General features: G+C 44.0%; 22 protein-coding genes. 6 read left to right on the plus strand and 16 right to left on the minus strand.

Features of this window, described 5'->3' with window-relative positions; genetic code table 11:
• Positions 1-247: 247 nt before the first annotated feature.
• The 12 genes from AC1DU2_RS04630 to AC1DU2_RS04685 form a co-directional block, all read right to left on the minus strand.
• Entirely contained in the window at positions 248-976 is a 729-nt protein-coding gene (locus AC1DU2_RS04630; RefSeq protein WP_477383023.1) for a hypothetical protein, read from the minus strand.
• Between the two features lie 4 nt (positions 977-980).
• Positions 981-1,490: a phosphoribosyltransferase family protein gene (locus AC1DU2_RS04635; protein ID WP_477356456.1), complete on the minus strand. Its 510-nt coding sequence runs from the start codon at positions 1,488-1,490 to the stop codon at positions 981-983.
• 107 nt (positions 1,491-1,597) lie between these two features.
• Positions 1,598-1,996, minus strand: a complete 399-nt coding sequence (locus AC1DU2_RS04640; protein ID WP_477383024.1) for a hypothetical protein — start codon at positions 1,994-1,996, stop codon at positions 1,598-1,600.
• A 127-nt stretch (positions 1,997-2,123) separates the two neighbouring features.
• Positions 2,124-3,530 carry a 23S rRNA (uracil(1939)-C(5))-methyltransferase RlmD gene (rlmD, locus tag AC1DU2_RS04645; protein ID WP_477383025.1) on the minus strand — a complete coding sequence of 469 codons (1,407 nt, stop codon included), beginning with the start codon at positions 3,528-3,530 and terminating at the stop codon, positions 2,124-2,126.
• A gap of 140 nt (positions 3,531-3,670) precedes the next feature.
• On the minus strand, positions 3,671-4,951 hold the full coding sequence (locus AC1DU2_RS04650; RefSeq protein ID WP_477383026.1) for a replication-associated recombination protein A: 1,281 nt from the start codon (positions 4,949-4,951) through the stop codon (positions 3,671-3,673).
• Between the two features lie 238 nt (positions 4,952-5,189).
• Positions 5,190-6,056 (minus strand): twin-arginine translocase subunit TatC, encoded by an 867-nt coding sequence (gene tatC / locus AC1DU2_RS04655; RefSeq protein ID WP_477356448.1) that lies wholly within the window; start codon positions 6,054-6,056, stop codon positions 5,190-5,192.
• Between the two features lie 75 nt (positions 6,057-6,131).
• A complete protein-coding gene (accC, locus tag AC1DU2_RS04660; protein ID WP_274211099.1) occupies positions 6,132-7,466 on the minus strand; it encodes an acetyl-CoA carboxylase biotin carboxylase subunit in 1,335 nt (444 codons plus the stop codon).
• Positions 7,467-7,607: 141 nt separating this feature from the next.
• Entirely contained in the window at positions 7,608-8,078 is a 471-nt protein-coding gene (gene accB / locus AC1DU2_RS04665) for an acetyl-CoA carboxylase biotin carboxyl carrier protein (protein WP_477356446.1), read from the minus strand.
• Between the two features lie 252 nt (positions 8,079-8,330).
• Positions 8,331-9,320, minus strand: a complete 990-nt coding sequence (locus tag AC1DU2_RS04670) for a beta-ketoacyl-ACP synthase III (protein ID WP_477383027.1) — start codon at positions 9,318-9,320, stop codon at positions 8,331-8,333.
• Between the two features lie 10 nt (positions 9,321-9,330).
• A complete protein-coding gene (gene plsX, locus AC1DU2_RS04675) occupies positions 9,331-10,269 on the minus strand; it encodes a phosphate acyltransferase PlsX (RefSeq protein ID WP_147055385.1) in 939 nt (312 codons plus the stop codon).
• Positions 10,270-10,284: 15 nt separating this feature from the next.
• Positions 10,285-10,476 (minus strand): 50S ribosomal protein L32, encoded by a 192-nt coding sequence (gene rpmF / locus AC1DU2_RS04680; protein ID WP_477356441.1) that lies wholly within the window; start codon positions 10,474-10,476, stop codon positions 10,285-10,287.
• Positions 10,477-10,491: 15 nt separating this feature from the next.
• The gene (locus AC1DU2_RS04685; protein WP_477356439.1) at positions 10,492-11,016 is read right to left on the minus strand and encodes a YceD family protein; all 525 of its coding nucleotides are present in this window, start codon (positions 11,014-11,016) and stop codon (positions 10,492-10,494) included.
• Positions 11,017-11,401: 385 nt separating this feature from the next.
• Here AC1DU2_RS04685 and AC1DU2_RS04690 point away from each other — a divergent pair, with 385 nt between their 5' ends.
• The 5 genes from AC1DU2_RS04690 to AC1DU2_RS04710 all read left to right on the plus strand — a co-directional run bounded on the left by AC1DU2_RS04690 (position 11,402) and on the right by AC1DU2_RS04710 (position 15,831).
• Complete coding sequence (locus AC1DU2_RS04690; RefSeq protein ID WP_477383029.1) at positions 11,402-11,857, plus strand: hypothetical protein; 456 nt, start codon at positions 11,402-11,404, stop codon at positions 11,855-11,857.
• A gap of 21 nt (positions 11,858-11,878) precedes the next feature.
• Positions 11,879-12,538: a hypothetical protein gene (locus AC1DU2_RS04695; RefSeq protein ID WP_477383031.1), complete on the plus strand. Its 660-nt coding sequence runs from the start codon at positions 11,879-11,881 to the stop codon at positions 12,536-12,538.
• Positions 12,528-13,313 carry a sensor histidine kinase gene (locus AC1DU2_RS04700; protein WP_477383033.1) on the plus strand — a complete coding sequence of 262 codons (786 nt, stop codon included), beginning with the start codon at positions 12,528-12,530 and terminating at the stop codon, positions 13,311-13,313. Before AC1DU2_RS04695 ends, AC1DU2_RS04700 begins: the two co-directional genes overlap by 11 nt.
• Entirely contained in the window at positions 13,313-13,978 is a 666-nt protein-coding gene (locus AC1DU2_RS04705; protein ID WP_477383035.1) for a response regulator transcription factor, read from the plus strand. Before AC1DU2_RS04700 ends, AC1DU2_RS04705 begins: the two co-directional genes overlap by 1 nt.
• Before the next feature lie 212 nt (positions 13,979-14,190).
• Positions 14,191-15,831, plus strand: a complete 1,641-nt coding sequence (locus tag AC1DU2_RS04710) for a hypothetical protein (RefSeq protein WP_477383037.1) — start codon at positions 14,191-14,193, stop codon at positions 15,829-15,831.
• 417 nt (positions 15,832-16,248) lie between these two features.
• Here the strand turns inward: AC1DU2_RS04710 and AC1DU2_RS04715 are convergent, their stop codons facing one another.
• Together AC1DU2_RS04715 and AC1DU2_RS04720 are read right to left on the minus strand one after the other, a co-directional pair.
• On the minus strand, positions 16,249-18,240 hold the full coding sequence (locus AC1DU2_RS04715; protein WP_477383038.1) for an alpha-L-arabinofuranosidase C-terminal domain-containing protein: 1,992 nt from the start codon (positions 18,238-18,240) through the stop codon (positions 16,249-16,251).
• A 342-nt stretch (positions 18,241-18,582) separates the two neighbouring features.
• Positions 18,583-21,384, minus strand: a complete 2,802-nt coding sequence (locus AC1DU2_RS04720; protein WP_477383039.1) for a PKD domain-containing protein — start codon at positions 21,382-21,384, stop codon at positions 18,583-18,585.
• 370 nt (positions 21,385-21,754) lie between these two features.
• Here AC1DU2_RS04720 and AC1DU2_RS04725 point away from each other — a divergent pair, with 370 nt between their 5' ends.
• Entirely contained in the window at positions 21,755-22,447 is a 693-nt protein-coding gene (locus AC1DU2_RS04725; protein WP_477383040.1) for an OmpW/AlkL family protein, read from the plus strand.
• A 149-nt stretch (positions 22,448-22,596) separates the two neighbouring features.
• On the opposite strand, the gene dnaA is transcribed toward AC1DU2_RS04725, so the two are convergent.
• Positions 22,597-24,024: a chromosomal replication initiator protein DnaA gene (gene dnaA, locus AC1DU2_RS04730; protein ID WP_090651550.1), complete on the minus strand. Its 1,428-nt coding sequence runs from the start codon at positions 24,022-24,024 to the stop codon at positions 22,597-22,599.
• 434 nt (positions 24,025-24,458) lie between these two features.
• Positions 24,459-26,003, minus strand: a complete 1,545-nt coding sequence (locus AC1DU2_RS04735; RefSeq protein ID WP_477383042.1) for an acyl-CoA mutase large subunit family protein — start codon at positions 26,001-26,003, stop codon at positions 24,459-24,461.

A 26,003-nucleotide genomic window follows, 5' to 3' on the forward strand; every position in this document is an offset into this window, starting at 1 on the left:
ATAGAAAAGAGTTTATTCTATGGTACTTGTTCCTCAAGAATAAACAAAATGGCAATAGGTTTTCTTAGCCATATTTGAACTCTACCATGAATAAAAAAAGCCGGACTTTCGTCCGGCCATGGTATCGTTCGCAAATATTATTGCTGGCAGGTTGCACCTCTGCAGAGCCTGGGTACTCTTATATCTGCATTTGCTATATACTGCTTTTTTTAACTAATTCCACCAACTATTTTTGGCATCATTACCATTATTTCTTTAAAATAAGATCGCCGCCGGTATACCTAAACTTTTGAGGCCGATCTGCCAAATACCTTACCTGGTATCCGGCAAAAGCAATACCGTTGATATTTATTGTCAGCCTGATGGTATCGGGCAGGTTGCTGGTACTTATCCTGAATGTTTTGCCTGTTAAGGCATACAACTTTGAAAAATCGAGGCTATCCTTTTCGGATTTTAATAACCTTATTGTACCGGTGCTATCCGTACTCATGTTATCCTGAAAATAAGATAGTTTATAGCTTTTATCGCCCATCATTACACCCTTGTTGGTAAAAGTGAATGCCGGTTTGTTGTTAAATGGGAGTATAACAAAATCCTTTACAGGAGTGCCTGTTTTATCGGTTATTATAATAACTACCCGCGAATCATGAATAGATTTGCTAAACGAAACCCGGTATGAGATATTATCAGCTTTTTGGGGGTAGGGCGTTAACCGCACGGTATCGCCGGTTATCTGCCATTTGCCAATACTTGAAGTTGATTGTCCTTCGCAGGCATGCACCCAGGTAAACGTAGAATCGCTGTTGAGATAGATATTTTGCCCGCAAAATCCCTCACTAAAACCGTACTTTTTAGTGGATACGGGTTTCACGTTAGCTAAAGCCGGGCTGAAAACATCTATAATTTTCTTTGGCGCATCGTCATGACAGGATGCAAAAAGCATAACAGTAAGCAGGCAGCCGGTTATTTGCTTCATCAGCTTATCTCAAATAAACCGCGTCTTCTTCACCCTCTTCATCCATCACTACATCTACATGTTCTTTTATAACGGTTGATAAAGCCATCCCGGCAAAATCAGTAGTTATCGGGAAACTTTTGTGATTACGATCTATCAAAACCGCCGTGCGTAATTTTTTTAACGGCACATCCAGGAAAACGCCAAAGCCATACGCCAGTGTTTTGCCACTGTTTAATACATCATCAACCAGTATCACTACCTTGTTGCTGCAGTCATCCACGTCAAAATCTATATTAGCCTGCAGGCTGCTGCTTTGCTTATCCAGTTCGATAGATAATAGTTTGCTGCTAAATGGAGCGATGTTATCCAAAATGGCTTTCAGGCGCCCGGCTATATGGTTGCCACGGGGTAATATGCCGGCTATCAGTATCTCTTCCTCTTCAAAATTATCTTCCAGTATCTGGTAAGCCATACGGTCCAGCTTTTGCTGTATCTGTTGCCGGTTTAATATCAGGAGTTTCTTTTCGGGCATGGGAAGAAAGCTTTGTAAGTTTTAACGATGAACCGTTACAATGTTGGTTTTATGCGTGGTAAATATACAAGTCCGTTTTAAGGTTTCAAGTTTAAACGCTGCACAATCTATTTTTTATAAGGCACATAAACAAAGTTTGCGCCCTCAGGCACTACAACAAACACGCACATATATTCATTGGGATTTTTGTAGCTGTTGATAAAGCGTTCTTTCAATTCCGGTTTAATTACACCGCGTTCGGTAAATTCCTCCAGGGTTGAAGCGTGAATACTCCAGTCCGAATTCAAATCGTGCCTGTCCAATATCAATTCGCCTAATTTTAGCTCATGCTGGTGGGCTATAAAAATTGGATATGATGATAAACCCTCCACCATAATTTCGATGGCCACCTCATGTATCGAATCCTTAAAAAATTTAAGATCGCGTTCCAGGCTCAACAGCGGGCTATTCTTAGCCGGCTCAAGGTTCTCTTTATTACCTTCGTTTAACAGATCTTCGGGTTGCATATGTCAGAAAACTCTAAAAAATAAATTCTAAACGCTAATGGGAAAACTCTAAACTTTAATCGGAAAATTCTAAAGAAGAAAGAGATAGAGGTAAAAAATCCACCATTCCTCTTCCTGATCCCCATGCTTACCCCCTTAACACCAATAATACCACATTTTCCACATGTTGTGTATGCGGGAACATATCTACAGGTTGTATTTTAACGGTATCGTATTTTTCTTTTAATACCAGCAAATCGCGGGCCTGGGTAGCGGCATTACAGCTTACATAAACAATTTTAGGTGCCTCAATTTCCATCAGGCGGGCAACCACATCGGGGTGCATACCGGCACGCGGCGGGTCGGTGATAATCACATCCGGCTTACCGTGCTCAGCCACAAACCCGGCCACCAATACATCTTTCATATCACCCGCGTAAAATTTGGTATTGGTGATGTTGTTAATAGCCGAGTTTACTTTAGCATCCTCAATGGCAGTGGGCACATACTCTACCCCTACCACCTCTTTTACGCTGCCTGCTATAAAATTGGCAATGGTGCCGGCGCCGGTGTACAGGTCATATACCAGCTCGTTACCGGTAAAGCCTGCAAAGTCGCGGGTTATCTCGTAAAGGCGCAGGGCCTGGATGCTGTTGGTTTGGTAGAACGATTTGGGGCCTATACGGAATTTAATCCCGTTCATTTCCTCATGAATGTACTCGGGGCCTTTAAAGGCTATTACATCCTGGTCAAAAATGGTATCGTTCTTTTTTTGGTTGATGATGTATAACAATGAAGTTGTTTCCGGGAAACCGGCATCAATAAAATTCATCAGCTTATCCACCTCTTCCTGTTCCACGTAAGCAAATACCACAATAACCATGATCTCGCCTGTAGATGATGTACGCACAATCAGGTTTCGCAATGTTCCCTCGTGGTTACGCAGGTTATAAAATGAATACCCCTGCTCAATCACAAAATCGCGGATGCTGTTGCGCAGACTATTTGATGGCTCGGCCTGCAGATAGCAATGCTTTACATCCAAAATTTTATCAAAGCGGCCGGGGATATGAAAGCCAAGGGCGTTCATGTCCAGCGCTTCATCTTCTTTGTTCTCGCCATCGTATAACCAGCGCTTATCACTAAAGGTATATTCCAGCTTGTTGCGGTAGTAACGGTCGGCCGGCGATGGGATGATATCCATGATGCCATCCACCTCAATTTTGGCTATCCGGCCAAGGGCATCGGCAACAGATTTTTGTTTGAATTTAAGTTGGGCCTCATAGGTCATGTGCTGCCATTTGCAGCCGCCGCAGGTACCAAAGTGTTCACAAAATGGAGTGGTACGGTATTCCGAAGCTTGTTTCAGGTTAAAAATTTTGCCTTCGCCAAAATTCTTTTTGCTTTTGTAAACCTGTACATCTACAACATCGCCGGGTATGGCTTTATCAACAAAAAGCACAAAGTCGTCGGTTTTGCCCACGCCTTTTCCTTCTTCGGCAATATCTATTATGCGAACGTCTTCAAAAAACTTCTGTTTTGCAACTTTATTCATCAGGCTGCAAAGGTAACAATCAGAATCAAGAAGTTAGAATCAAGACCTCTAAATCTAAAAGTAAGTACTCAAACCGAAGACTTTGTAAAAGAATATAATCAATTATTCAAGATCGAAATCTCGTCTTCATTATCTCTTCTTCAATACTTATACCTATCGCCCCAAAGTTTCTTCAACTTCTCTTTTGATTCATTTTCGCGGGCATTATTACCGGGTTCATAAATTTTTGTACCGCGGATGGCGTCGGGCAAAAAGTCAAGGTCGGTGAAATTGCCTTCGTAGCTGTGGGCGTATTTATAATCTTTACCGTAGCCAATATTTTTCATGAATTTGGTGGGCGCGTTACGCAGGTGCAGGGGCACAGGTAAATCGCCGGTTTGCTTTACCAACGCCATAGCCGCGCCGATGGCAGTTGTGGCCGAATTACTTTTGGGCGAGGTGGCCAGGTAAATTGCCGTTTGCGATAATATCAGCTGCGATTCGGGCATGCCTATCTTGTTCACTGCCTCAAAACAGCTTTGGGCCAATAACAGCGCATTGGGATTGGCATTGCCAATATCCTCTGATGACAGGATGAGCATGCGGCGGGCAATGAACAAAGGATCTTCCCCGCCTGCAATCATCCTGGCCAGCCAGTACACTGCGCCGTTAGGATCGCTGCCGCGCATGGATTTGATAAAGGCCGAAATGATATCATAATGCTGCTCGCCGGTTTTATCATACAGGGCCATGTTTTGCTGCACGTGGTCCAGCACAATTTCATCGGTTAAAATTATTTCGGGGCTGTCGAAAGCGTTTACCAGCAGCTCGAAAATATTTAGCAGCTTACGGGCATCGCCCCCGGAGAGACGCATAATGGCCTCGTGGTCCTGTATCGTAATGCGCTTTTCTTTCAATACCACGTCTTCCCGCATCGATTTCTCCAGCAGGTTCAGCAAATCTTCTTCGGCAAGTGGCTGTAAAATATAAACCTGGCATCGCGACAGCAAAGCCGAGATGACTTCGAAGGAAGGATTCTCGGTTGTGGCGCCTATCAGCGTAACAATGCCGCGCTCAACAGCCCCCAGCAACGAGTCCTGCTGCGATTTGGAGAAGCGGTGAATCTCGTCAATAAACAATATCGGCAGCGTTTGACCGCCTTGCTTTAGCAGGGATGCTTTTTCAATAACCTCCCGCACATCCTTCACGCCCGAGTTAATGGCACTGAGCGCAAAAAAAGGCCGATTTAAGGATTGTGATATAATATAAGCCAACGTAGTTTTACCCACGCCCGGCGGCCCCCAAAACAGCATGGATGGCAATGCGCCCGATTCGATGGCTTTACGTAACACCGCCCCCGGCCCAACCAGGTGTTTTTGCCCCACATAATCGTCAAGCGATTTTGGTCGCATCCGTTCGGCTAATGGTGGGAGGTTGGTCATATCGTAGATGTGCAAATTTCAGATTTCAGATGTGCAGATGATGAGCTGCAAATGCTGTTAAGGGTGAATCATTCAAATGTGCAAAATGCCGCTGAATAAACAAAGCCTCACCGTTATTAAACGATGAGGCTTTCATAAAGTTTTGTAAGATCAGGTCATCATTTAACTATCCGACCTGTTTTTCATCTGCACATTTGAAATCTAAAATCTGCACATCCAGCCTTAATCTGCACATCTATTAAGCTAAGCCGTCTTCCTGTGCGCGTTTCAGTTTCCGTTTTTCAACTACCGCCGATACCAGGATGCCAACTTCGTACAAAGCAAATAATGGGATACTTACTACGGTCATGGTCATCATATCCGGGGTAGGAGTAACTACCGCTGCTACTATCAAAATAATTACGATAGCATAACGCCTGGTTTCTCGCATAAATTTGGCGGTAAGGATACCCAGGTTTGATAATACATAAACCAATATGGGTAATTCAAATACTATACCAGTGGCCAGTGTTAATGTAGATACTGATGACAGGTAGGAGTCGATGTCAAATAAATTTTCGATAGTTGAACTTACCGTATAACCCGAAAGAAAGTTGATAGATTCGGGGGTGATCACATAATAGCCAAATAAAACCCCGAGTAGAAACAAAGCGGTGGCATAAAACACAAACCCCGATGCAGCTTTACGTTCTTTTTCGTGCAAGGCCGGACGGATAAAACGCCATAACTCAAACAACAGGTACGGAAAGCCCAATGTAAGGCCAATAATTAATGACGAGTTGATTTGCAGGGTAAACTGCCCGGCCATTTCCGTATTTATTAAATGGATATGGATTTTATCGATACAAAAACCCGGACGGTGCAAAAGGTCGCCCAGTGCACAAAGCATCCGGTATGTCCAGAAGGTTGGTTTACTTGGCCCCATGATGACCGTATCAAAGATCCATGAGTAATAATAAAACACAACGCTTGTAATTACTACAATGGCTAAGGCAGATCGTATCAAATGCCCCCTTAAGGCTTCCAGATGGTCGAAAAAGGACATTTCGGCCTCCATCGTTTTGCCTTTATCTTTTATGGCTTTAATTAATTTATTGTCGCTCATTGTATGTTAAATACCGCTGTATAAACGCTATTGTGCTAAGTACGTTTTATTGAATGAAGATAGTTTGAATTTATTTTACATTTCAAACGTTTCCATAAACTTGGTGGTAAAATTACCGGCCCTGAAGTTTGGATCTTTCAGCAATTTTAAATGGAATGGGATGGTTGTTTTTACCCCCTCAATCACAAACTCGCTTAAAGCACGCTCCATGGTGCTCAAAGCTTCGTCGCGGGTTTGGGCGCAGCAAATTACCTTGGCAATCATCGAATCGTAGTTTGGCGGTATTACATATCCGGTGTATACATGGGTATCTATGCGCACACCATGACCACCCGGCGAGTGAAAGTTGGTGATTTTACCCGGTGACGGGCGGAAGTTGTTGTAAGGGTCTTCGGCATTAATACGGCACTCAATGGCATGCATGGTTGGCTCGTAATTTTTACCCGAAATTGGGATACCGGCAGCCACTTTAATTTGTTCTTTAATCAAATCAAAATTAATTACCTCTTCGGTAACCGGGTGCTCAACCTGTATGCGGGTATTCATTTCCATGAAGTAAAAGTTACGGTCTTTATCAACCAAAAACTCTACTGTACCGGCACCTTCATATTTAACGGCTTTGGCGCCTTTAATAGCGGCTTCGCCCATTTTTTTACGTAGTTTTTCGGTCATGAAAGGCGAAGGCGATTCTTCAACCAGTTTCTGGTGACGGCGCTGGATAGAGCAATCACGTTCAGACAGGTGGCAAACTTTGCCATACTGGTCACCTACTACCTGTATTTCTATGTGGCGTGGGTCTTGCACGTATTTTTCAAGGTACAAGCCATCGTTACCAAAAGCAGCGCCCGACTCGGCACGGGCCGAATCCCAGGCATTTTCAAATTCTTCGTCTTTCCAAACAATGCGCATACCCCGGCCACCGCCACCGGCAGTTGCTTTTAATATTACAGGGTAGCCTATTTTATTTGCTATCGCGATGCCCGATTTAATATCAGATAACAAACCGTCGGAGCCAGGCACAATAGGTACGCCTGCCTTTTTCATGGTTTCTTTAGCCGAAGCCTTATCGCCCATGGAATTAATCTGATCGGCTGTAGCACCTATGAATTTAATACCATACTCGGCGCAAATGGCCGAAAATTTGGCATTTTCCGAAAGGAAACCATAGCCAGGATGGATAGCATCAGCATTGGTTAATTCGGCAGCCGAAATAATGTTTGGAATATTTAAATACGAATCGCGGCTTGGTGGGGGACCTATGCAAACAGCTTCGTCAGCAAAACGTACATGAAGGCTATCGCGGTCGGCAGTTGAATATACAGCTATGGTTTTAATACCCATCTCTTTACAGGTACGGATAATTCGCAGAGCGATCTCGCCCCGATTAGCTATTAATATTTTTTTAAACATGGTTTCTTTGATGTGCAAATTACAAATGTGCAAATATGCAGATGAAAAATATTAATGATTGATGTCAAATTGTGTAAACTACAAATGTGCAAATGAATTAAAAATCATCTGCACATCTGGAATCCGCACATCAGCACATCGTTATATAGGTTCTACTAAAAATAAAGGCTGGTCGTACTCTACAGGTGATGCGTTATCAACCAATACTTTAACAATACGGCCAGATATTTCTGACTCGATTTCGTTGAAAAGCTTCATGGCTTCTATGATACAAACCACGCTGCCGGTTTTAATTTCGTCGCCAACGTTTACAAACAATGGCTTATCAGGGCTTGCCGAGCGGTAAAAAGTACCAATCATCGGCGATTTGATTGTCAGATACTTTGATGTATCCGGACCAGCGGGTGCTGCCGGGGCAACGGGTTCAATTGCAACCGGTGCGGGTGGCAATACAGCAGGCGCGGTTTGCGCCGGTATGCTGGCATGGATAACCTGCGGCTGTGTTTCGTTGGTTTTTATCGTAATCTTAAAATCCTTTTGCTCAATTGACACTTCGTTTACGCCAGATTTCGACACAAAGCGAATAAGGTCCTGAATTTGTTTAATATCCATAGTTGGGATTAATTGGTTGGGGACAAATTTTATATCTAAAGGTATACAAATGTATGCAAATGTGCAGATTACAGTTATGCAAATATGCAGATTACACTTGTATAAATTTTGTTTTAATTAGTTATCAATTAGGTAATATTAACATTTAATAATAAGCAGATGTTTTAAATTTCTGACGTACAAATCCTCACATCTGAAATCTGCACATTCCTTTTTTCATCTGCACATTTGCACAACTGAAATCTGCACATCTTAATACGCCCATCTTAAATAGATGCTACCCCAGGTAAAGCCGCCACCAAAGGCTGCCAGTATAAGGGTATCACCTTTTTTAAATTTACTTTCCCACTCCCATAAACATAATGGGATGGTGCCGTTTGTTGTATTGCCGTAACGTTCAATGTTAATAATTACTTTATCATCGCTTAAGCCTGTGCGCCTTGCGGTAGCGTCGATAATACGCTTGTTGGCCTGGTGTGGTACAAGCCAGGCAACGTCCTCGCCGGTAAGGCCATTGCGCTCCATTACCTCGTGGGCTACATCGGCCATGTTGGTAACAGCAAATTTAAAAACAGCCTGCCCTTCCTGGTAAGCAAAATGCTCGCGGGCATCAACTGTTTCATGCGATGCCGGTTTTACAGATCCGCCTGCCTTTTGGTGCAGGTAGGTAACTCCCGAGCCATCGCTTTTTAAAATCGAATCCATGATGCCGTTACCTTCATCGTTTGGCTCAAGCAATACGGCGCCGCAGCCATCGCCAAAAATAATACAGGTAGCACGATCCTGGTAATTGGTTATCGACGACATTTTATCGCCGCCAACCACCAATACTTTTTTGTGTTTACCACTCTCGATAAACTGTGAGCCGGTAGCCAGGCCAAAAATAAAACCCGAGCAAGCGGCCGAAAGATCATATCCCCAGGCATTTTTAGCACCTATTTTATTAGCTAAAATATTGGCTGTAGCCGGGAAAACATAGTCGGGCGTAGTTGTACAAAAAATGATCAGGTCAATTTCCTCGGCACCTATGCCGCGTTTTTTCAGCAGCGCCTGTACCGCCGGAACGGCCAGATCAGATGTACCCAAACCTTCGCCTTTTAATATACGGCGCTCCTTAATGCCGGTACGGCTTACAATCCACTCGTCATTTGTATCAACCAATGTTTCCAGTTCCTGGTTGGTTAATACATAGTCGGGCACGTAACCATGTACAGCAGTAATAGCGGCATGAATTTTACTCATCTTTATATTTTTACTGAAAAGCTTGTTTAATTTTATCAACCAGGCCGCTCTCCACCATGTTTTTCGACAAAAGGACCATGTTTTTTATGGCCTCGGGGCTTGAAATGCCGTGACCAACAACAACCGGTGCATTTACCCCCAAAATGGGGCTGCCGCCATATTGCTCATAGTTAAACCTATCAAAAAACTCATCTTTAAACTGTTTTTTGCGTGTAATAACATAAAACGTTTCGGCAAGCTTTAATATTACATTACCTGTAAAACCATCACATACAAAAACGTCGGCCCCTTCGCTAAACAGGTCGCGGCCTTCAACATTACCAACAAAATTAAACAGCTTGGTTTCTTTCATTAAAGGATAGGTAGCCTGGCAAAGGATATTGCCTTTCTCTTCCTCCTCACCTATGTTCATGAGAGCTACCCTTGGGTTTTGGATAGCATACACCGATTGGGCAAATAAGCTGCCCAGTACGCCAAATTGAAGCAATACCTCGGGCTTGCAATCGGCATTGGCGCCTACATCCAACAAAATACCCAAACCTCCTTTAAGTTTGGGCACAATGGTAGTCATGGCCGGGCGCACAACGCCCGGAATAGTTTTTACACTAAACATAGAACCCACCAGCATGGCGCCGGTATTTCCTGCCGATGAGAATGCCTGAATTTTACCTTCCTTAAGCAACTGAAAGCCAACCGAAATACTCGAGTTTGGTTTTTGTACAATTGCTTTGGTAGGATGTTCGCCCATGCCAATCACTTCGGTTGTATGCACAAACTCGAAATGATCGGGGCTAACATTATTTTCCTGAAGAATAGTAACCGCGGTGTCTTTATCTCCTATAAGTACCAGTTTTTGGTCGGCAGATAAAGCCTTATAAGCTTCGATTGCTCCTAAAACAGTTGCTTTGGGAGCATAATCACCGCCCATAATATCTAAGCCAATCTTCATTTTCAGAAAATAAACTTAGGCTACTGCTGCTTTCTCAATAAGTACTTTACCGTTATAGTAAACGTTACCATCAACAGTATAAGCCCTGTGCGGCAAGTGTATAGCGCCGGTAGTTTGGCAAGTTGTTAAAGTTGGAAGCTCAGCTTTGTAATGTGTTCTGCGCTTATCTCTTCTTGATTTGGATATTTTACGTTTTGGATGTGGCATGATCCTGCTATTTTATTATTTATTTATTTTTTTGAGTACATCCCACCGTGGGTCTGTATCCTCAGTTTGTTCTTCGTTTCCGGCCAGGCTGTTTAGCCTGTCAAGCATTTCTTTATCACAATATGAAGTATTACCCTCATCATCGCATACCGATATAAATGGCATGGCAACGTTTATGTATTCATATATCAGCCCGGCAATATTAATCTCATGATCATTTTTGCTCAGGGTAATAATTTCGTCATCTTCATCAACCGGCTCCTCGCTAAACTTGGCAATTTGCTGTTCGGTTATATCCAGCGTTTGCGGATATTGGGCCAAACACCTGTCGCAGCTTGCATCAACGGTGCCTTTAATGTCAAAGTTCAGAATAATCATTGTCTCCTGCTTATCCAACTCAACAACGCACTGCAAGTTAGCCTTTTTAACCAGCGAATATTCAAATTCGTCAAAAAAAGCATCATCAACAGTAAAATCAAACCGGTGTTTCCCCAGTTTTAATCCCGTAAAAGGAATCGAATATGTTCTAAGCGATTTCAATGAGCAACAATTAGCCCGCAAATGTATGGAAAAATACCATAACTGGAAAGTGTTTTTTGAAAAAGGCAAAAGGGGGAGGGTGAAAGGTAAAAGGTTGGCGGGCAACTGCTGTTATTATTGGTTGATGAGGTAGTTGGCGGGGGCAACTTATCAACGGGAGAGATTGGAGCTGCCTGGTTAAATACCTGACATGGATTCCTGTTTTTCCAGTCAAATGTATTCTTTATCTGGCGCTTTAATATTTGCTTATCTTAATAATTATAAGAATATATATATTAATTTAGCATGCAACATCGGGTGCGATACATCAATCATTCATCACACGAAAACATTCCAATTATCACTTATTTTTTCTATCAATAATAACCACTAAACCCTAAAAATCATGATTCCCGAAACCCAGCACCAAGCAGACTCTCCCAAAACAACCATCAGCCTTGAGCTTGCCAAAATCCGAATTGACAGGTGGTTAAATGCCATGCTGCAAATACCTGGCTTTAAAAAAAAACCGGAATCTATTCCACGAGCTATTTACATCTCCTTTGATGACATTGATGCATTAAAAAAAGAGTGTGAGCAATACTACTCAAAAGACACTCTGGTTGGCATCAGGGTTTATTTTGGGATAGCCGGCGAAACAATGCCCACTTCGGCAACGCCCGACGATATGCGCGGCCTTGTTGTACCTGTTTTAAAGGTTAATCCATCGGCACCGCATACCGATGCCGTGCATAAGGATGCCAGTAATCCCAACCCGAACGATACCAATGTTTATGATTTTACATCACCGTGCCCTCAATATTGCGACAAGCAAAGTGAATTATTTGTACCTATTTCTTAGGCTAATCCTTTAGTATCTGTAATGAAACACATATACGTTACAGTTTTAGTGCCTGCTACTGTGCTAATACCAATAGGAGCAGGTTTAATAAAGACGGTTTATAAAGAAACTCCATCGAAAACAATGCTGTTATACTTGCTTTTTGCAGGTATAACAGATGTTGTAGAACGCATCTTGGGTATCCATCATGTAAATAATTTACCACTCTTACATTTTTATACTATTGTTGAGTATTTATTTATTGTCAGATATTTTCAGTTGATATTAAACAATTCTGCTAATTCAATATTAATCGCGATTTTATTAATAGCGTTTCCCATTCTAAGTATCCTTGATTTTATTTTTATCCAGGATATTCATCAATATAATTCATACCCAAGACCGATAGCAGCAATAATTGTTATTGCACTATGCGTTTACTATTTTTTCAGGTACAGTGAAAATGAAATTAAAGGTCCCTGGCTCAGTGTTTCATCAAACTGGATTGCTGTCGGCTTGATGATTTATTTCTCCAGTTCATTGTTCTACTTTGCTTTTTTAAATATTATTTCACAAAAGGCAAATCAGGGTCATCATTATATGAATCTCTATTTCATTTTCGGAGGTATCCACGCCACCCTTGTATTACTGATGTACCTCATGGTGGCAGCTGGTTTTTTACAGGTAAAAAATGAAGGATAATATTTATGTTTTATTACTGATCAGCATGGGCGGCGTGTTCATGCTGGTAGTATCATTCGTGCTTATTTTTATCCGCAACCAAAACAACCTGTTAAAAAAGCAGGGCGAATTACAACAGGCAGAACTCAGACATCAGCAGGATCTGCTAAGAACAATTATCGTATCGCAGGAGGCGGAGCGCAAACGCATTGGCCAGGATTTGCATGACGATGTTGGCACCGCCTTGTCAAACCTGCGCATCACTATCGAAATGTTTAACGACACCGCCATAATGGTCAGCGACGAGTTTTCGAGCACCTGTAAGCGCCAGATAGATAAAATTGTACAGGATGTAAGGCATATCTCCCATAACCTATCGCCGCCCGGCCTCGAATTGTATGGTTTTATGGGAACTTTGGAAGATCTGGCCGAGTTCATCACTGCAACCGGCAAACTACAGGTAAACATTACCGATAACGCAAACCCGTTAACCGATAAGCTTAGTGCCGGTGTATCCCTATCTTTATACCGGGTTTTTGAAGAATTATTAAATAATACCCTTAAACACGCCGATGCCACGCAGGTAAATATTAATTTTGATATAGCAGACGATTATCTGCTGATTAGTTACCGTGACGATGGGCAGGGTATCGCTGCCTCCGATAAAACAAAAAAAGGAATGGGCAGGCAAAACATCGAAAGCAGGTTGGGCATTATAGGAGCGGCCTATGAGGATGATTTTCCAGCACACAAGGGATTTAATATGAACATCCGGCTTAAAACAGATAACATTTAATGGAGCCAGTAAGGGTAGCCATTGTAGACGATCAGAATATTTTCAGGCAAAGCCTGGCAGTACTGATTAACAGCGTACCCAATTTTGAGCTTGTTGCCGATGCCGGAAGCGCAGCAGACCTGCTCAGCATCTTGAAAACTATCCCTTCACTCCCCGAGGTGCTGTTGCTGGATATGAATATGCCCGGCATGAACGGCATCGAGCTTAATCAGCTGCTACAGGAACAATACCCGCAAATAAAAGTGATGGTGTTATCTGTACATTCGCAGGAAAGGCTTATCGCCAAAATGGTTTCGGCAGGCGCATCCGCCTATCTTTTTAAAAATTGCGATAAGGAGGAATTGATTACAGCGATACAAACCGTTCATCATACCGGCTTTTACATTAACCGGCAAACACTGGTAGCTATCCAAAATACCGCTGCCCGGCGTAGTAAAACCACAAACGTTTTCAGCACCTCGCCTTTTGAGCTTACCAACCGCGAAAGAGAGGTACTTGAGCTTATTTGTAAAGAATATGCCAGCTCCGAAATTGCCGAGAAATTATTCTTAAGCATACGCACCGTAGAGGGCCACCGTAACAACCTGCTCCTTAAAACCCAAAGCCGCAATACCGCCGGCCTGGTATTATATGCCGTTAAGCACCAGCTTATAGAGGTGATGTAACCCCGCATACGTACAATTACTTTAATACCCCGTATTACTACCTGATTTATATTAGCCGCATTACTGCGCTTAAACCGCCCACCTATATCCCGTTACTTTGAAATGTCAAAACAAATAAGAAAGCGCTTTCGATCCTGGATGACAAAAAAGGCCGATACCGAAAAGCCTGAACAGAGTAGGTAAACTTAGCACAATCAAAAAAATCTACAACCATGAGTACAGAATTAGTAGCTTCTGAATCAGAAGCAACCCAAATCATCGATTATTTGAGAGGACAAGCAGTAAGCATTCTATCATCGGTATTAACCGAGCCGCTTACCGATTTTACCGTAACCAGCCCGGGCAACTTCCCCTATTATTATCAAAACCCAAGCAACCTCCAATTTAACGCCAACACTTACAGCTGGATATCGTCAAACCTGGCTGCCGGCGCAACGCCGGTACAACTGGATGCCTCATTTATTAACTATTACATCGAAGCTATTTCAAAAGTACAGTACAAATTATCAAGCGCTGATCAAATTGCACTTAACAATGCCCAAACAGCTGCTACCAACCAGCAAGTGGCACTGCTAAACCTTTGGAAAGCCATTTACACTAAGCTGCCTCCTGCTACAGCTACCCAGCAGCCTATTGATATTATCATGAGCACTATTGCCACTACCTGGGCACAGCCTGCTACCAACCTGTATGCTATTTCGCAAAGCAAAAACCTGCACGCTTTGCTCAATAACACGCCGGCCAGCGGTCAGCCTGTTTTACCAATATTGGCCAACTACCTGAACGCGCTGGGCAGCAGCGTATCATTACAAAACGCGGTTACCATGAATGCCGGCTACCTTACTACAGTGTTAGGTAACGTACAATCGGCTTCGGGTACAAATGGCGGTATGTTGTTGGATAACAGCACTACCGTTTACAACCCGGCTTACGCGGTAAGCACCCCGCTGTCACAAATCATTAATGGCCTGGCCGCAACCAGCAACAGTATTGATTTAAGCATGACCGTTACCCGCACCAGCGAAAGCGAGTTAACTGTAAGTATCAACGGTGAAACCAGTTTTGAAATCCCTGTAGATGATTTTTTAACCGTATCTGTTGATGCCAGCGCCAGCTATTTTAGCGATAGCATAGCCACGTCATCAAATAGCATTACTGTTAACATGAGTTTTACCGGTATTACCCTGGTAAACTACGGCCCGGTAATATTTGATTTGGCCACCGGTTTAAACTGGTACTGGATGCAGCCAATTACCGAAGCCATTGCCAACGGCTCATCAGATGTTTCGGGCTTTGTATTCTCGCCAGAACCAGGTATCGATTTTTCTGATGCCGGCCCCTTTGGCTTTACAACTGGCGTTGCTATCAGCAACTACCCATCCATCCAGATCACGGTAACCAGCGAGTCATTCCAAAGCATCCAGACTACCATAGAGCAGTCGGTATCGGTAGGTGTATCCTTCCTGGGTATCTCGCTGGGTGGCGGCTCCGAGTCTACTTATTCGCACAATGCCACCTCCAACAGTTCAGCATCAACGGTTACTATAACGCTTGATCCGCCGCCATCCATGATAGCCGGCACCAATGAAAGCTCAACCGGATGGATCCTTGGCGTAGAAACCAGCTACCCTGGTGCAACGCCAAACAATTTCGAGATAGCTGCAGCATTAGGTTACCCTGCGTATCAGCTTTATGAAGATAACGCCGGTAACACCTATTGCAGCTCAAAAAAAGTAAAAAGTCATGCGGTAGGCGCCCAATTTGTTAAAGCCTGCCTTGCAGCACACCCAGGTACCAGCTGCGACGGTAAACCGTGGTTAAGCAACAGCCAATCAGGCACTGTATGGCCATAATATTATTCCCTAAACCTATCTAACCCAACAGCCACCCTTTCGGGTGGCTGTTTTTTTGAGCAAGCACATTCAAAATTGTTGGCATTGTGTTCCTTTTACATGATATCACACCAATGGCCACTGGCAAACCGTACATCATGTAATTTCGGCACCGGTCGCCCAGAGCGCCGGAGATAGGTGACTTGTACTTTACAACATGTCTTCCAATTATAATGCATACACTAATTACAACAGTAAGAACTTATTTTGAGGGCACCCGATTCCTTTTAAAGCAATTGTACCCCGAATATATCTGCCCCTACGGCTAAGCTTGTACAGTATAATCCTAAAGCTCAGTCCCCCTTCTAGCGTGCTTCTGTAAAAAAATTAAACCTTTTCCTACGCTTACGGCTGGTTGCTATAAATTTCAACCATACATTAATTCCCTTTTAAACTAATACGTATCACACTTAATGAATAAGGCGGTACGGGGTAACTGCCCAGTTGTGCTACGCTGATTGCGGCATGCGAGGGCACGATATTTTTGGGCTGATCGATGGTGTTTTTGTCAGATGGCTGGCCTTGCAGCACGTCAATTGTGGCCTTAGCGGCTGCTATATCCAAACCCGAAAGGTTTGCCCGGGCAGTTGCAGCCTGCGGGCCGGCGTTCACTACTTTTAAAATAATATCGCCGGTTTTGCTGTTTTGCACGCATGATGCTGCCAGGGTTGAGTCTGCATGGGCGCCGGGCTGGTTAAATGATATAATATTGGGGATGTATACATCGCCCTGGTTAACCGAGAATAATTGTTGAACATAGTAATTTACTGTGGGCGCCAAGGTTTTGTTATTAAAGTAGATGAGATTGGGGTTCCAGGAGGTATGTTTAAGGTTGGCCAGCAGCGGCGCGTAGGATGCCATTTGCACAATATCGCCGTTACGTTCAAGGCTGGTCATAAAGGCGGCTTCCGAAAGCGCGTTGATTAGGGCATTGCCCCATGATGCATATTCGCCAATGTATACCTTTGATTTTGGCCGGCGATAGCTGTCATACCGATTATTGTTTTTCAGGAACCATTCTGGCTTTTCGTAAAAGTGTTCGTCAACAACGGGCACTGAAAGCTGGTCGGCAAACTTCCATCCAAGGTCGTAATCTTCGCCTGCAGGTGAAGGGCCTACCGTGCCCACGATGGTAATTTCGGGATGTTTTGCGCGTACGGCATTGTATATCATTTTAAAGCGATCCCTGAAATCGTTGGTTTGCTTGTCCTCGTTGCCAATGCCTACATACTGCAGGTTAAAAGGTTTGGGATGGCCGGCCGCCGCACGTTTAGCACCCCAAACCGAGGTAACGGATCCGTTGGCATATTCAATCAGGTCGAGCACATCCTGAATGTAGCTTTTCATTTCCGTCAAAGGGATACCTTTTTGGCCGGTACCACCTATTCGCCAGGTACCACCCGAGTTTTGACAGCTTACGCCTGCAGCCACTACGGGCAGCGGTTTGGCGCCAATATCCTCGCAAAATCTAAAATACTCATAAAAGCCCAGGCCGGTACTTTGATGATAATTCCAGATGTTGCGCTGCTGTACACGCTGCTCCACAGGGCCAATGGTATTTTTCCAGCGGTATATGTTATTAAGGCCATCGCCATGCACCAGGCAGCCACCCGGAAAACGGAGAAACTTAGGCTGAAGATTGGCAACGGCCTGGGCAAGATCGGCCCGCAATCCGTTCGGCTCATTTTTAAAAGTATTGTGCGGAAACAGGGAAACTTCGTCAATAGCCAATACCGAACGCTGCCGCGCAAGTACCGTGAGGTTTGCCGAATCGGCGCTTGCCGTGGCAACAATGGTTCCGGTGTATTTTTTCCACGGACCAACCTTGGTCCGGAACGAAAATGTACCATATACAGCGCCCTTCTCTCCGCGCAGCTGCACTTGCACATCAACAGGGTTAGCCGATATTTGCCTTATGTAAACAGAGAAATCATATTTCTGGCCGGCTATGATGTTGATGCCATCGTACCCGGCATTGGTAATGCCCACACCCTGCTGCCCGGCATCGTCGATATTCAGCTGCACATAGTGCGGGTTATTGGGGTGCAAGGGTTTGGCAGTTTCTACAGATATGGTACCGTAACCATAGCCCTCGGTAGTGTACTCCCAGGAGGTTAGCGGGTTCCATGTTTTCCTGTCGCTGGCGCTGTACTCAAATGACCTGTTCTGGATAAGTTCGGCATACAGGCCGCCATCGGCCGCGTAGCTCAGGTCTTCAAAAAACACCCCAAACAGATCTTTGCTGATAGGTTTGGCACCCGGGATTTTATTTTTTTGCGCACCTAAAGAAGCGCTACCCTGGCCACTGGCCAAATCAGTAATAAACAACAGGGCCAGGCATAGCTTTGGCCAAACACACTTAACAGACATCAGGTTTAATTTTTGAGGTTTATAATAATTGTGTAAAAAACAATTATTAACAAATATATGTCTTTTTGCGATAAATAAAAATTAGCCTTGTTTTTTTGGGGTGAAACATTGCAACAGACATAGTATACCAACCGCTATTATTATTGTATTTTCAACAATTATAATGGTAGTCTTACATATTTTTGAGCCCGTTATCAAAAAGCATTTTTTGAATTTCATATTTTGACATAAGCGCCCTCGTTCAACCAAAACAACACACGAACACTTAAGTAACTGATTACGAACACAATAACCACTTACCGCCGAACAGTGTATGTAAAAAGCGAACGCTTTATACACGAATCACCTGATTATCGTCAACGGTCCCGACATGGTACTCCGCCCATGTTTAGGGTTGATGATGTAGTAGTATACACCACCCGGCACGGCGGTACCATTGTACGTGCCATCCCATGGAACCGCGTACCCTACCGAGGCGAATAGCCTGGCGCCGTAACGGTTATAAACCTCTACGGTACAGTTGGTGTAGGTATTCAGATATTTGATATTCCATTGATCATTAACGCCATCGCCATTCGGCGAGAAAGCATTAGGCACCACCGGCCCCTGCAATACCGAAACATTCACCTGCCCGCTTACCGAGCAGCCCGAGCTGTTGGTTACCGTGAGTGTATAGGTAATATTATCGGTAGGTGTAACCGTTGGGTTTAGCAAAGTAGCATCGTTAAGGTAAGTAGCCGGCGACCATAGATATGTAAGCCCTGTACCCGTTGCTGTAGCCGGCAGTTTGGCGGTTCCGCCCGATAATACCGTGATATCGGGACCCGTAGTAATAACCGGGATGGAATTTACGGTAATGCTTTGACTTGTCGAGACCGCACAGGAATTGGTAGCCGTATAAACGTAAGTTATGGTAAAAGTGCCGGCACCTGATACAGTTGGGTCAAATATACCCGCGCTACCTACCCCTGTGCCAGAGTATACACCCGTACCGGCTACCCCTGCGGTTTCCTGGGCGGCCAACTGTACAGTGCCGCCGTTAATACATACTGCCGATGGCGCAGTAAAAGTTATATCGGGCACGGCAAGCAGCGTAATGGTTTTATCCATAATAGATACGCAGCTACTCCCAGAATAAGCAACCATCCGCACCTGGTAATTTTGCGAGGCCGGCGTATGGAAGGCCGTATAGGTGTGATTATATATTTTGCCATAGCCGGGGCTTTCGTCGGTTTCAACAGTACCCGGGGTGTTACCATAATCGTAGTACCACTCTACTTTGGTAATGCTGCCAAAATCGACCGTAGATGTATTGGTGAAGCTTACCTGCTGATCGCTGCACAACGCTGATGTATTTGCTACAGTGAATGATGCTACCGGTATAGATCCATTTACCGTAAAGTTTTGGGTAATAGTAGATGTACAGCCACTTGCCGATGTTACCGTAAGCGTAACCTGGTACACCGCCGCCTGGGTATATTTATGCGATGGATTTTTTTGGGCGGATGTATTGGGATTGGCGGCAGTTGCATTGGCATCACCAAAATCCCACAAATAGGTAAAACTCCTGGTCGTGTTATCGGCAATAGTGCTGTTATCCGTAAACGTAGCCGATGCATCGGCCAGGCAAACATCGGGCATGCTGAATGCCGCTACGGGCAACGGGCTTACCGTAAGGCTTTTTGTAAGCGTGGCTGTACATCCACCCGTATTGGTGATGGTAAGTTTTACACTATAAGTGCCGGCATTGGCGTACAGGTGGGTAAAAGCTGTATTGGTGGTTTTGGTTTCGGTTGTGCCGTCGCCGTAATCCCAAAGCCAGGTGGTAATTGTGCCGGTGCCTGTTGTTGATTGATCGGTAATGGTAACTGCCTGGGTTAAACAATCGGGCGTGGTAAAGCTGAACGCCGCTACAGGCAGCGCATTGATGGTTACGGTTTTGGTGGCAACCGATGGTGTACAACCGGTATTGCCTGTTACAGTAAGCGTAACTGTATAAGTACCGGTTTTAGCATAGGTATGCGTAGGGCTTTGTAATGCCGATGTTTGCCCGTCGCCAAAGGTCCAGGCCCATGATTGTATTGTTGATCCGTTGGTTACGGAAGCATCAGTAAATACATTTGCCGTACCCAGGCATGTTTGAGCGGTAGTAGTAAATGCGGCCACCGGTGCCGGGGTAACTATTAGCGTTAAATTATTGGATGCCACAACGCAGCTGGCCGAAGTAATATTTGCTGTTATTGCCGAAACCAGGCGGTACAAGTAAGTGCCCGCCGTGGTAGGGGCTGTAATGGTATACGTGGTAGCTGTACCGGCGGTGCTTAGGTCTGTCCAGCTGCCGTTGGTATACATCTGTAGTTTTTGCAAATATCCGCTGGCCAGTGTACTGGTGGCATTAATGGTATATGTTTGCGCCGAACCCGCGCAGGTGGTTTCGGTACCCGTGGTTGAACCGTTGAAAACCGCAGAAACCGTTGAGCCATAAGGACTAAAGGTAATATCATCTACTGCGAAGTCGTTGCCCTGCGTGCCGCTGGCATTACTTACCAGTTTAATTACCACGTCGCCTGTGCCCGCGGGTAAGGTGAAGTTTGCCGTGTAATTATGCCATACATTGCCGGTTGGCACATCGCCGGTTGATACGCCCGTTCCCAATTCGGTTACACCGTCGGCGGCGTAAATGTGAAAAACCATATTAGGCAGTATACCACCGGTTGACAGTACATTTTTAATCCAAACACCAAATTGGTACTGGGTGTTGCCGCAAAGGCCGGGGACCGTGCGGGTATAAACCGTGCCGGCCTGAACGTTGCCGTTTACCACCATCATGTAGCCGTTGGTATTACCCGTTGTTTCGTAGTCGTGGTCATAACTGGTTACAAAGCCGCCGTGTACCGTGGTATTGCTTTGGTTGGTTATGGTGTAATAGTTTTCGCCTATTTGCCCGCTGGCGCTATAAACATAGGTGGTAGATCCCGAGTCGGCCGAAAGCGCGCCGGCCCTGGAGGCGGTGCCCGAGCCAAAGGTTATTTTAACTACCGGGTCGCCCAGGCTTTGTGCCTCGGCCTCGTGGAATGAAAACAGGGTGAACAGAAAACAGGCGATAAGGGCAATTAGTTTGCCGGGCTTTAAAGTAAACAACATCTATAAGCACAATTAATTATGGTGGATTGACGCAACAGTGCACAGCCAATCTGTACTAAAGATGTTGTAACATAGGCGTATTTACAGTAATGTATCGATTAACTGGCTGTTTCAATCGGTAAATGAAACACATCATTTAAACTAAAACAGGTTTGAGGACAGGGCACGTTTTGTTTGTTGATTTATGGGCGCTGGCAGCAGGTGGTTAATCATGTGCATGCAAACTTTTCAGGCACATGAATATACCCTCGTAAAATTACCCGGCAATCTTATAAATAGCCATGATTAGTATCATTTTGCTTAATGGCTTTAGGCATATTTAGATATTTAAGGGCCGATACCTTTGACCTATAATTAAAAAACAAACAAGATGAACAAATTATTATTATCCGTTTTTATAATATTAATGATAGCCTCTTTAAGAGGTTTCGGTCAACAAAAAAGTGAGTGGGACGTACGTGTTCGCGGTGTATATGTTGCGCCGCAGGAAAGTGCAACTATTGGTGTAATTGGAGGTGGTATCAATATCAGCAAGGTTGTTATCCCCGAAATTGACTTTACGTACTTCTTTATGAAGGATTTTTCGGCCGAACTGATACTGGGCACATCAAGGCATAAAGTAAACACTACGGCCTCAAATTTAACAGCTATTGGCGGCAGTTCATCTGCCGACGTTAGTTTGGGTAAGGTTTCCTTGCTGCCTCCAACGCTTACATTGCAATATCACCTACCAACGGGCATCGCATTTAAACCCTATATAGGCGCAGGTGCCAACTACACCATTTTTTATAACGCCAACGCGGGCGAGGTGGTAAAAAATGTTAGTTATCAGAATAAATTTACCTTCGCTACCCAGTTTGGGTTCGACTATGACTTGAATAAGAAGTTCTTTTTGAACATAGATGTTAAAAAAGTGTTCCTATCCACCAATGCAACAGTTGATGCATCTAATTTAACACCGGCATCAAGCCCCGAACTGGCGCCTACCCTGGCAGGCATTAAAGCCGACGTTAAAATTAATCCTTGGCTCATCGGTGTAGGTTTTGGTGCCCGATTTAAATAAACACCAGGTATCGATATAAATAAACCACCACTTACAAACAACCGCGGGCAACCAGCTTACGGTGGTTTTCCATTTTACATATAAGCTTGTTTAATAAAAAAGCCCTGCAAGTCGATGCAAGGCTTTTAGTAATATGATTAACAGGTCGGTTAAGACATTTTTAACTTCTTTTGGATATCGGCAACGTAACCTTTAAACTTTTTATCGGTATCAATCAAATCTTCTACGGTTTGGCAGGCATAAATCACGGTAGAGTGATCGCGGCCGCCAAAGAAATTACCTATTGATTTTAATGAACTTTTAGTATGCGCCTTGGCCAGGTACATGGAAATCTGGCGGGCCTGCACAATTTCGCGTTTGCGGGTTTGTGATTTCACCATCTCGATAGGTACTTCAAAATATTCGCAGACAAGGCTTTGAATATACTCCATCGAAATTTCTTTTGAGGAGTTCTTCACAAAGTTTTTCAACATTTGTTTAGCAAGGTTCAGGTCAATCTCCTTACGATTTAAGGTTGATTGTGCCAGTAACGATACCATGGCGCCTTCCAGCTCGCGTACATTGTTATCAATATTATGAGCTACATATTCGATAACATCGTTTGATAGTTCGATACCATCCTGGTAAATCTTATTTTTAAGGATAGCCATACGGGTTTCCAGATCAGGGATCTGTAAATCGGCCGAAAGGCCCCATTTAAAACGTGATAACAGGCGCTCTTCCAAACCAGCCAAATCCTTTGGCGCTTTATCTGACGTAATGATCAGTTGCTTGCCGCTTTGGTGCAGGTGGTTAAAAATGTGGAAGAAAAAATCCTGGGTTTTTTCTTTACCGGCAAAGTTGTGCACATCGTCCATGATAAGTACATCAATGGCCTGGTAAAAGTTAACAAAATCGTTAATGTTATTATGTTTAAGTGCGTCTACAAATTGCTGTGTAAATTTCTCGCACGATACATAAAGTACCAGTTTATCGGGCAGTGAACGTTTTATTTCGTTACCTATGGCCTGGGCAAGGTGTGTTTTACCTAAACCAACGCCACCATAAATCATCAACGGGTTAAATGAAGTACCCCCAGGTTTCGCGGCCACAGCGTAGCCTGCCGACCTGGCCAGGCGGTTACAATCGCCTTCAACAAAATTTTCGAAGGTGTAGTTTCTATTCAGTTGCGGGTCAACATTTAACTTTTTGAGGCCGGGTATCACAAAAGGATTTTTGATGTCCTTATTAATAGAGATAGGGATCGGCATCGATTGATTTTTTGACTCGGCTCCATTTCCGTTCGAAGGCATATTAGTTGTATAGGGTTTACTTGATGATGATTGCTCAACAACAATATTGTACTCTAAACGTCCTTCATCGCCCAATTGTTTTTTAATCGTTTTGCGTAATAACCCTACGTAGTGCTCTTCAAGCCATTCGTAAAAAAACAAACTTGGTACTTGTATCGTCAAGACACTCCCTTCCATTCTCAAGGCTTTTATCGGCTCGAACCAGGTTTTAAAGCTCTGGGCCGGTATGTTGTCCTTTATGATCTGAAGACAGCTATTCCAAACGTTAGTACAAGTTTTTTCCATAGTAAATATAAGTAATTATTTGATTTCCAACCCCTCAGTCAACTTCTTTCGGGACTGTAACGGAACATCAAATGTGTCCAAAAAAAGTGTATAAAAAAATTAAATTTTCACTTTTTTAACATTTTGCAAGTTATCAACAAAAGTTGTTTTTAAGTATAAAGTTTGTATGTAACGCAATGTTTTATAATAAAAAATGCAATTGAATTATTTTTAAATTAATTTTTCACCTTTTGATTAATGCCTTAAAAATCACCAAAATAGCTCCCTTTGTTTTGCCGTTTTTTGGCAAAATAAAAGCAATTGTATGGCCATTTTAGCCTTTTATGTTGCGCTAAAAACTAAAGCACTGGTTTAATGCTCATTAAAAATAAAAGCTGTTCTTTTGTTAATTATGGCACGATATCCACACAAACCCTAATGCCTCACCCGCGATACTAATATTCCCCAAAAACCCCTCGCAGTATATCCGCGATTTCTCCTAAGGTAGCATAATTCTCAACCGAAGATACTATAAAAGGCATTAAATTTTCTTTGCCTTCCGCTGCTATTCTTAATAGTTGTAAAGTTGTTTCAACAGCGTGATTGTCCCTTTTGTTTTTGAGTTTTTTAATTTTTTCTATCTGCGTTTTTCGAATGGAGTCATCAACTCTGAAAACACCAGAGGGAGCATCTTCAAGCTGGGTAAATTTATTTACTCCCACAAGAATTTTTTCACCTTTTTCGATATCAATCTGGTACTGATACGCTGACGCGGCTATCTCCTGTTGAATGTAATCCTGCTCTATGGCTTTAACTGCGCCGCCCATGGCCTCTATCTTATCCAGATATAATTGCGCAGCGGCTTCTACCTCGTCGGTCAGGGCTTCTATAAAGTATGAGCCTGCCAGCGGGTCTACAGTATCGGTAACTCCACTTTCGAAGGCGATGATCTGTTGGGTGCGCAGGGCTATTTTAGCAGCGGCTTCAGTTGGCAGGGATAGTGCCTCGTCGTAGCCATTGGTATGCAGCGATTGGGTGCCGCCTAATACAGCGGCCAGGGCCTGGTTACTTACCCTTATAATGTTGTTAAGTGGTTGCTGTGCCGTTAAGGTTGACCCACCGGTTTGGGTATGAAAACGCAGTTTTTGCGCACCGGCATCGGTTGCACCTAATTCTTTGGTAATATGCGCCCACATTCGCCTTGCAGCCCTGAACTTGGCTATCTCTTCGAAAAAGTTATTATGACAGTTAAAAAAGAACGAAAGGCGTTTGGCAAATACATTTATATCCAGCCCTTTTTCAAGTGCCGCTTTTAAATAGGCTTTTCCATTGGCCAGGGTAAAAGCCAGCTCTTGCACTGCTGTTGAACCGGCCTCGCGAATGTGATAGCCCGAAATAGATATGGTGTTCCACTTGGGCACCTCCTTGCTGCAGTACTCAAACACATCGGTAATTAACCGCATGGATGGGGTTGGCGGATATATATAGGTACCCCGCGCCGCATACTCCTTTAATATATCGTTTTGAATGGTGCCCGAAATCTGGCTCAGGTCTGCCCCCTGTTTTTTTGCTAACGCGATGTACATGGCCAGCAAAATAGCTGCGGTGGCATTAATGGTCATGCTGGTGGTAATATCCTTAAGCTGGATACCGTCAAACAATATTTCAATATCCTCCAGCGAATCGATGGCGACGCCAACTTTACCTACTTCGCCTTCGGATAGCTCATGGTCGCTATCGTATCCAATCTGCGTGGGCAGGTCAAAAGCTACCGAGAGGCCGGTTGTGCCCTGGCTTAATAAATAATGATACCGCTTGTTTGATTCTTCGGCCGTTGAAAACCCGGCGTACTGGCGCATTGTCCAGGCTTTGCCGCGGTACATGTCTTTTTGAATGCCTCGTGTAAAAGGGAACTGGCCAGGCAGTTCGTCCATCTTAGAGGGTTCGGTGTAAACCTCCCTTATTTCGATACCCGATGTAGTGCTGAATTTTTTAGCCAT

Source organism: Mucilaginibacter sp. P4_C11 (assembly GCF_056402115.1).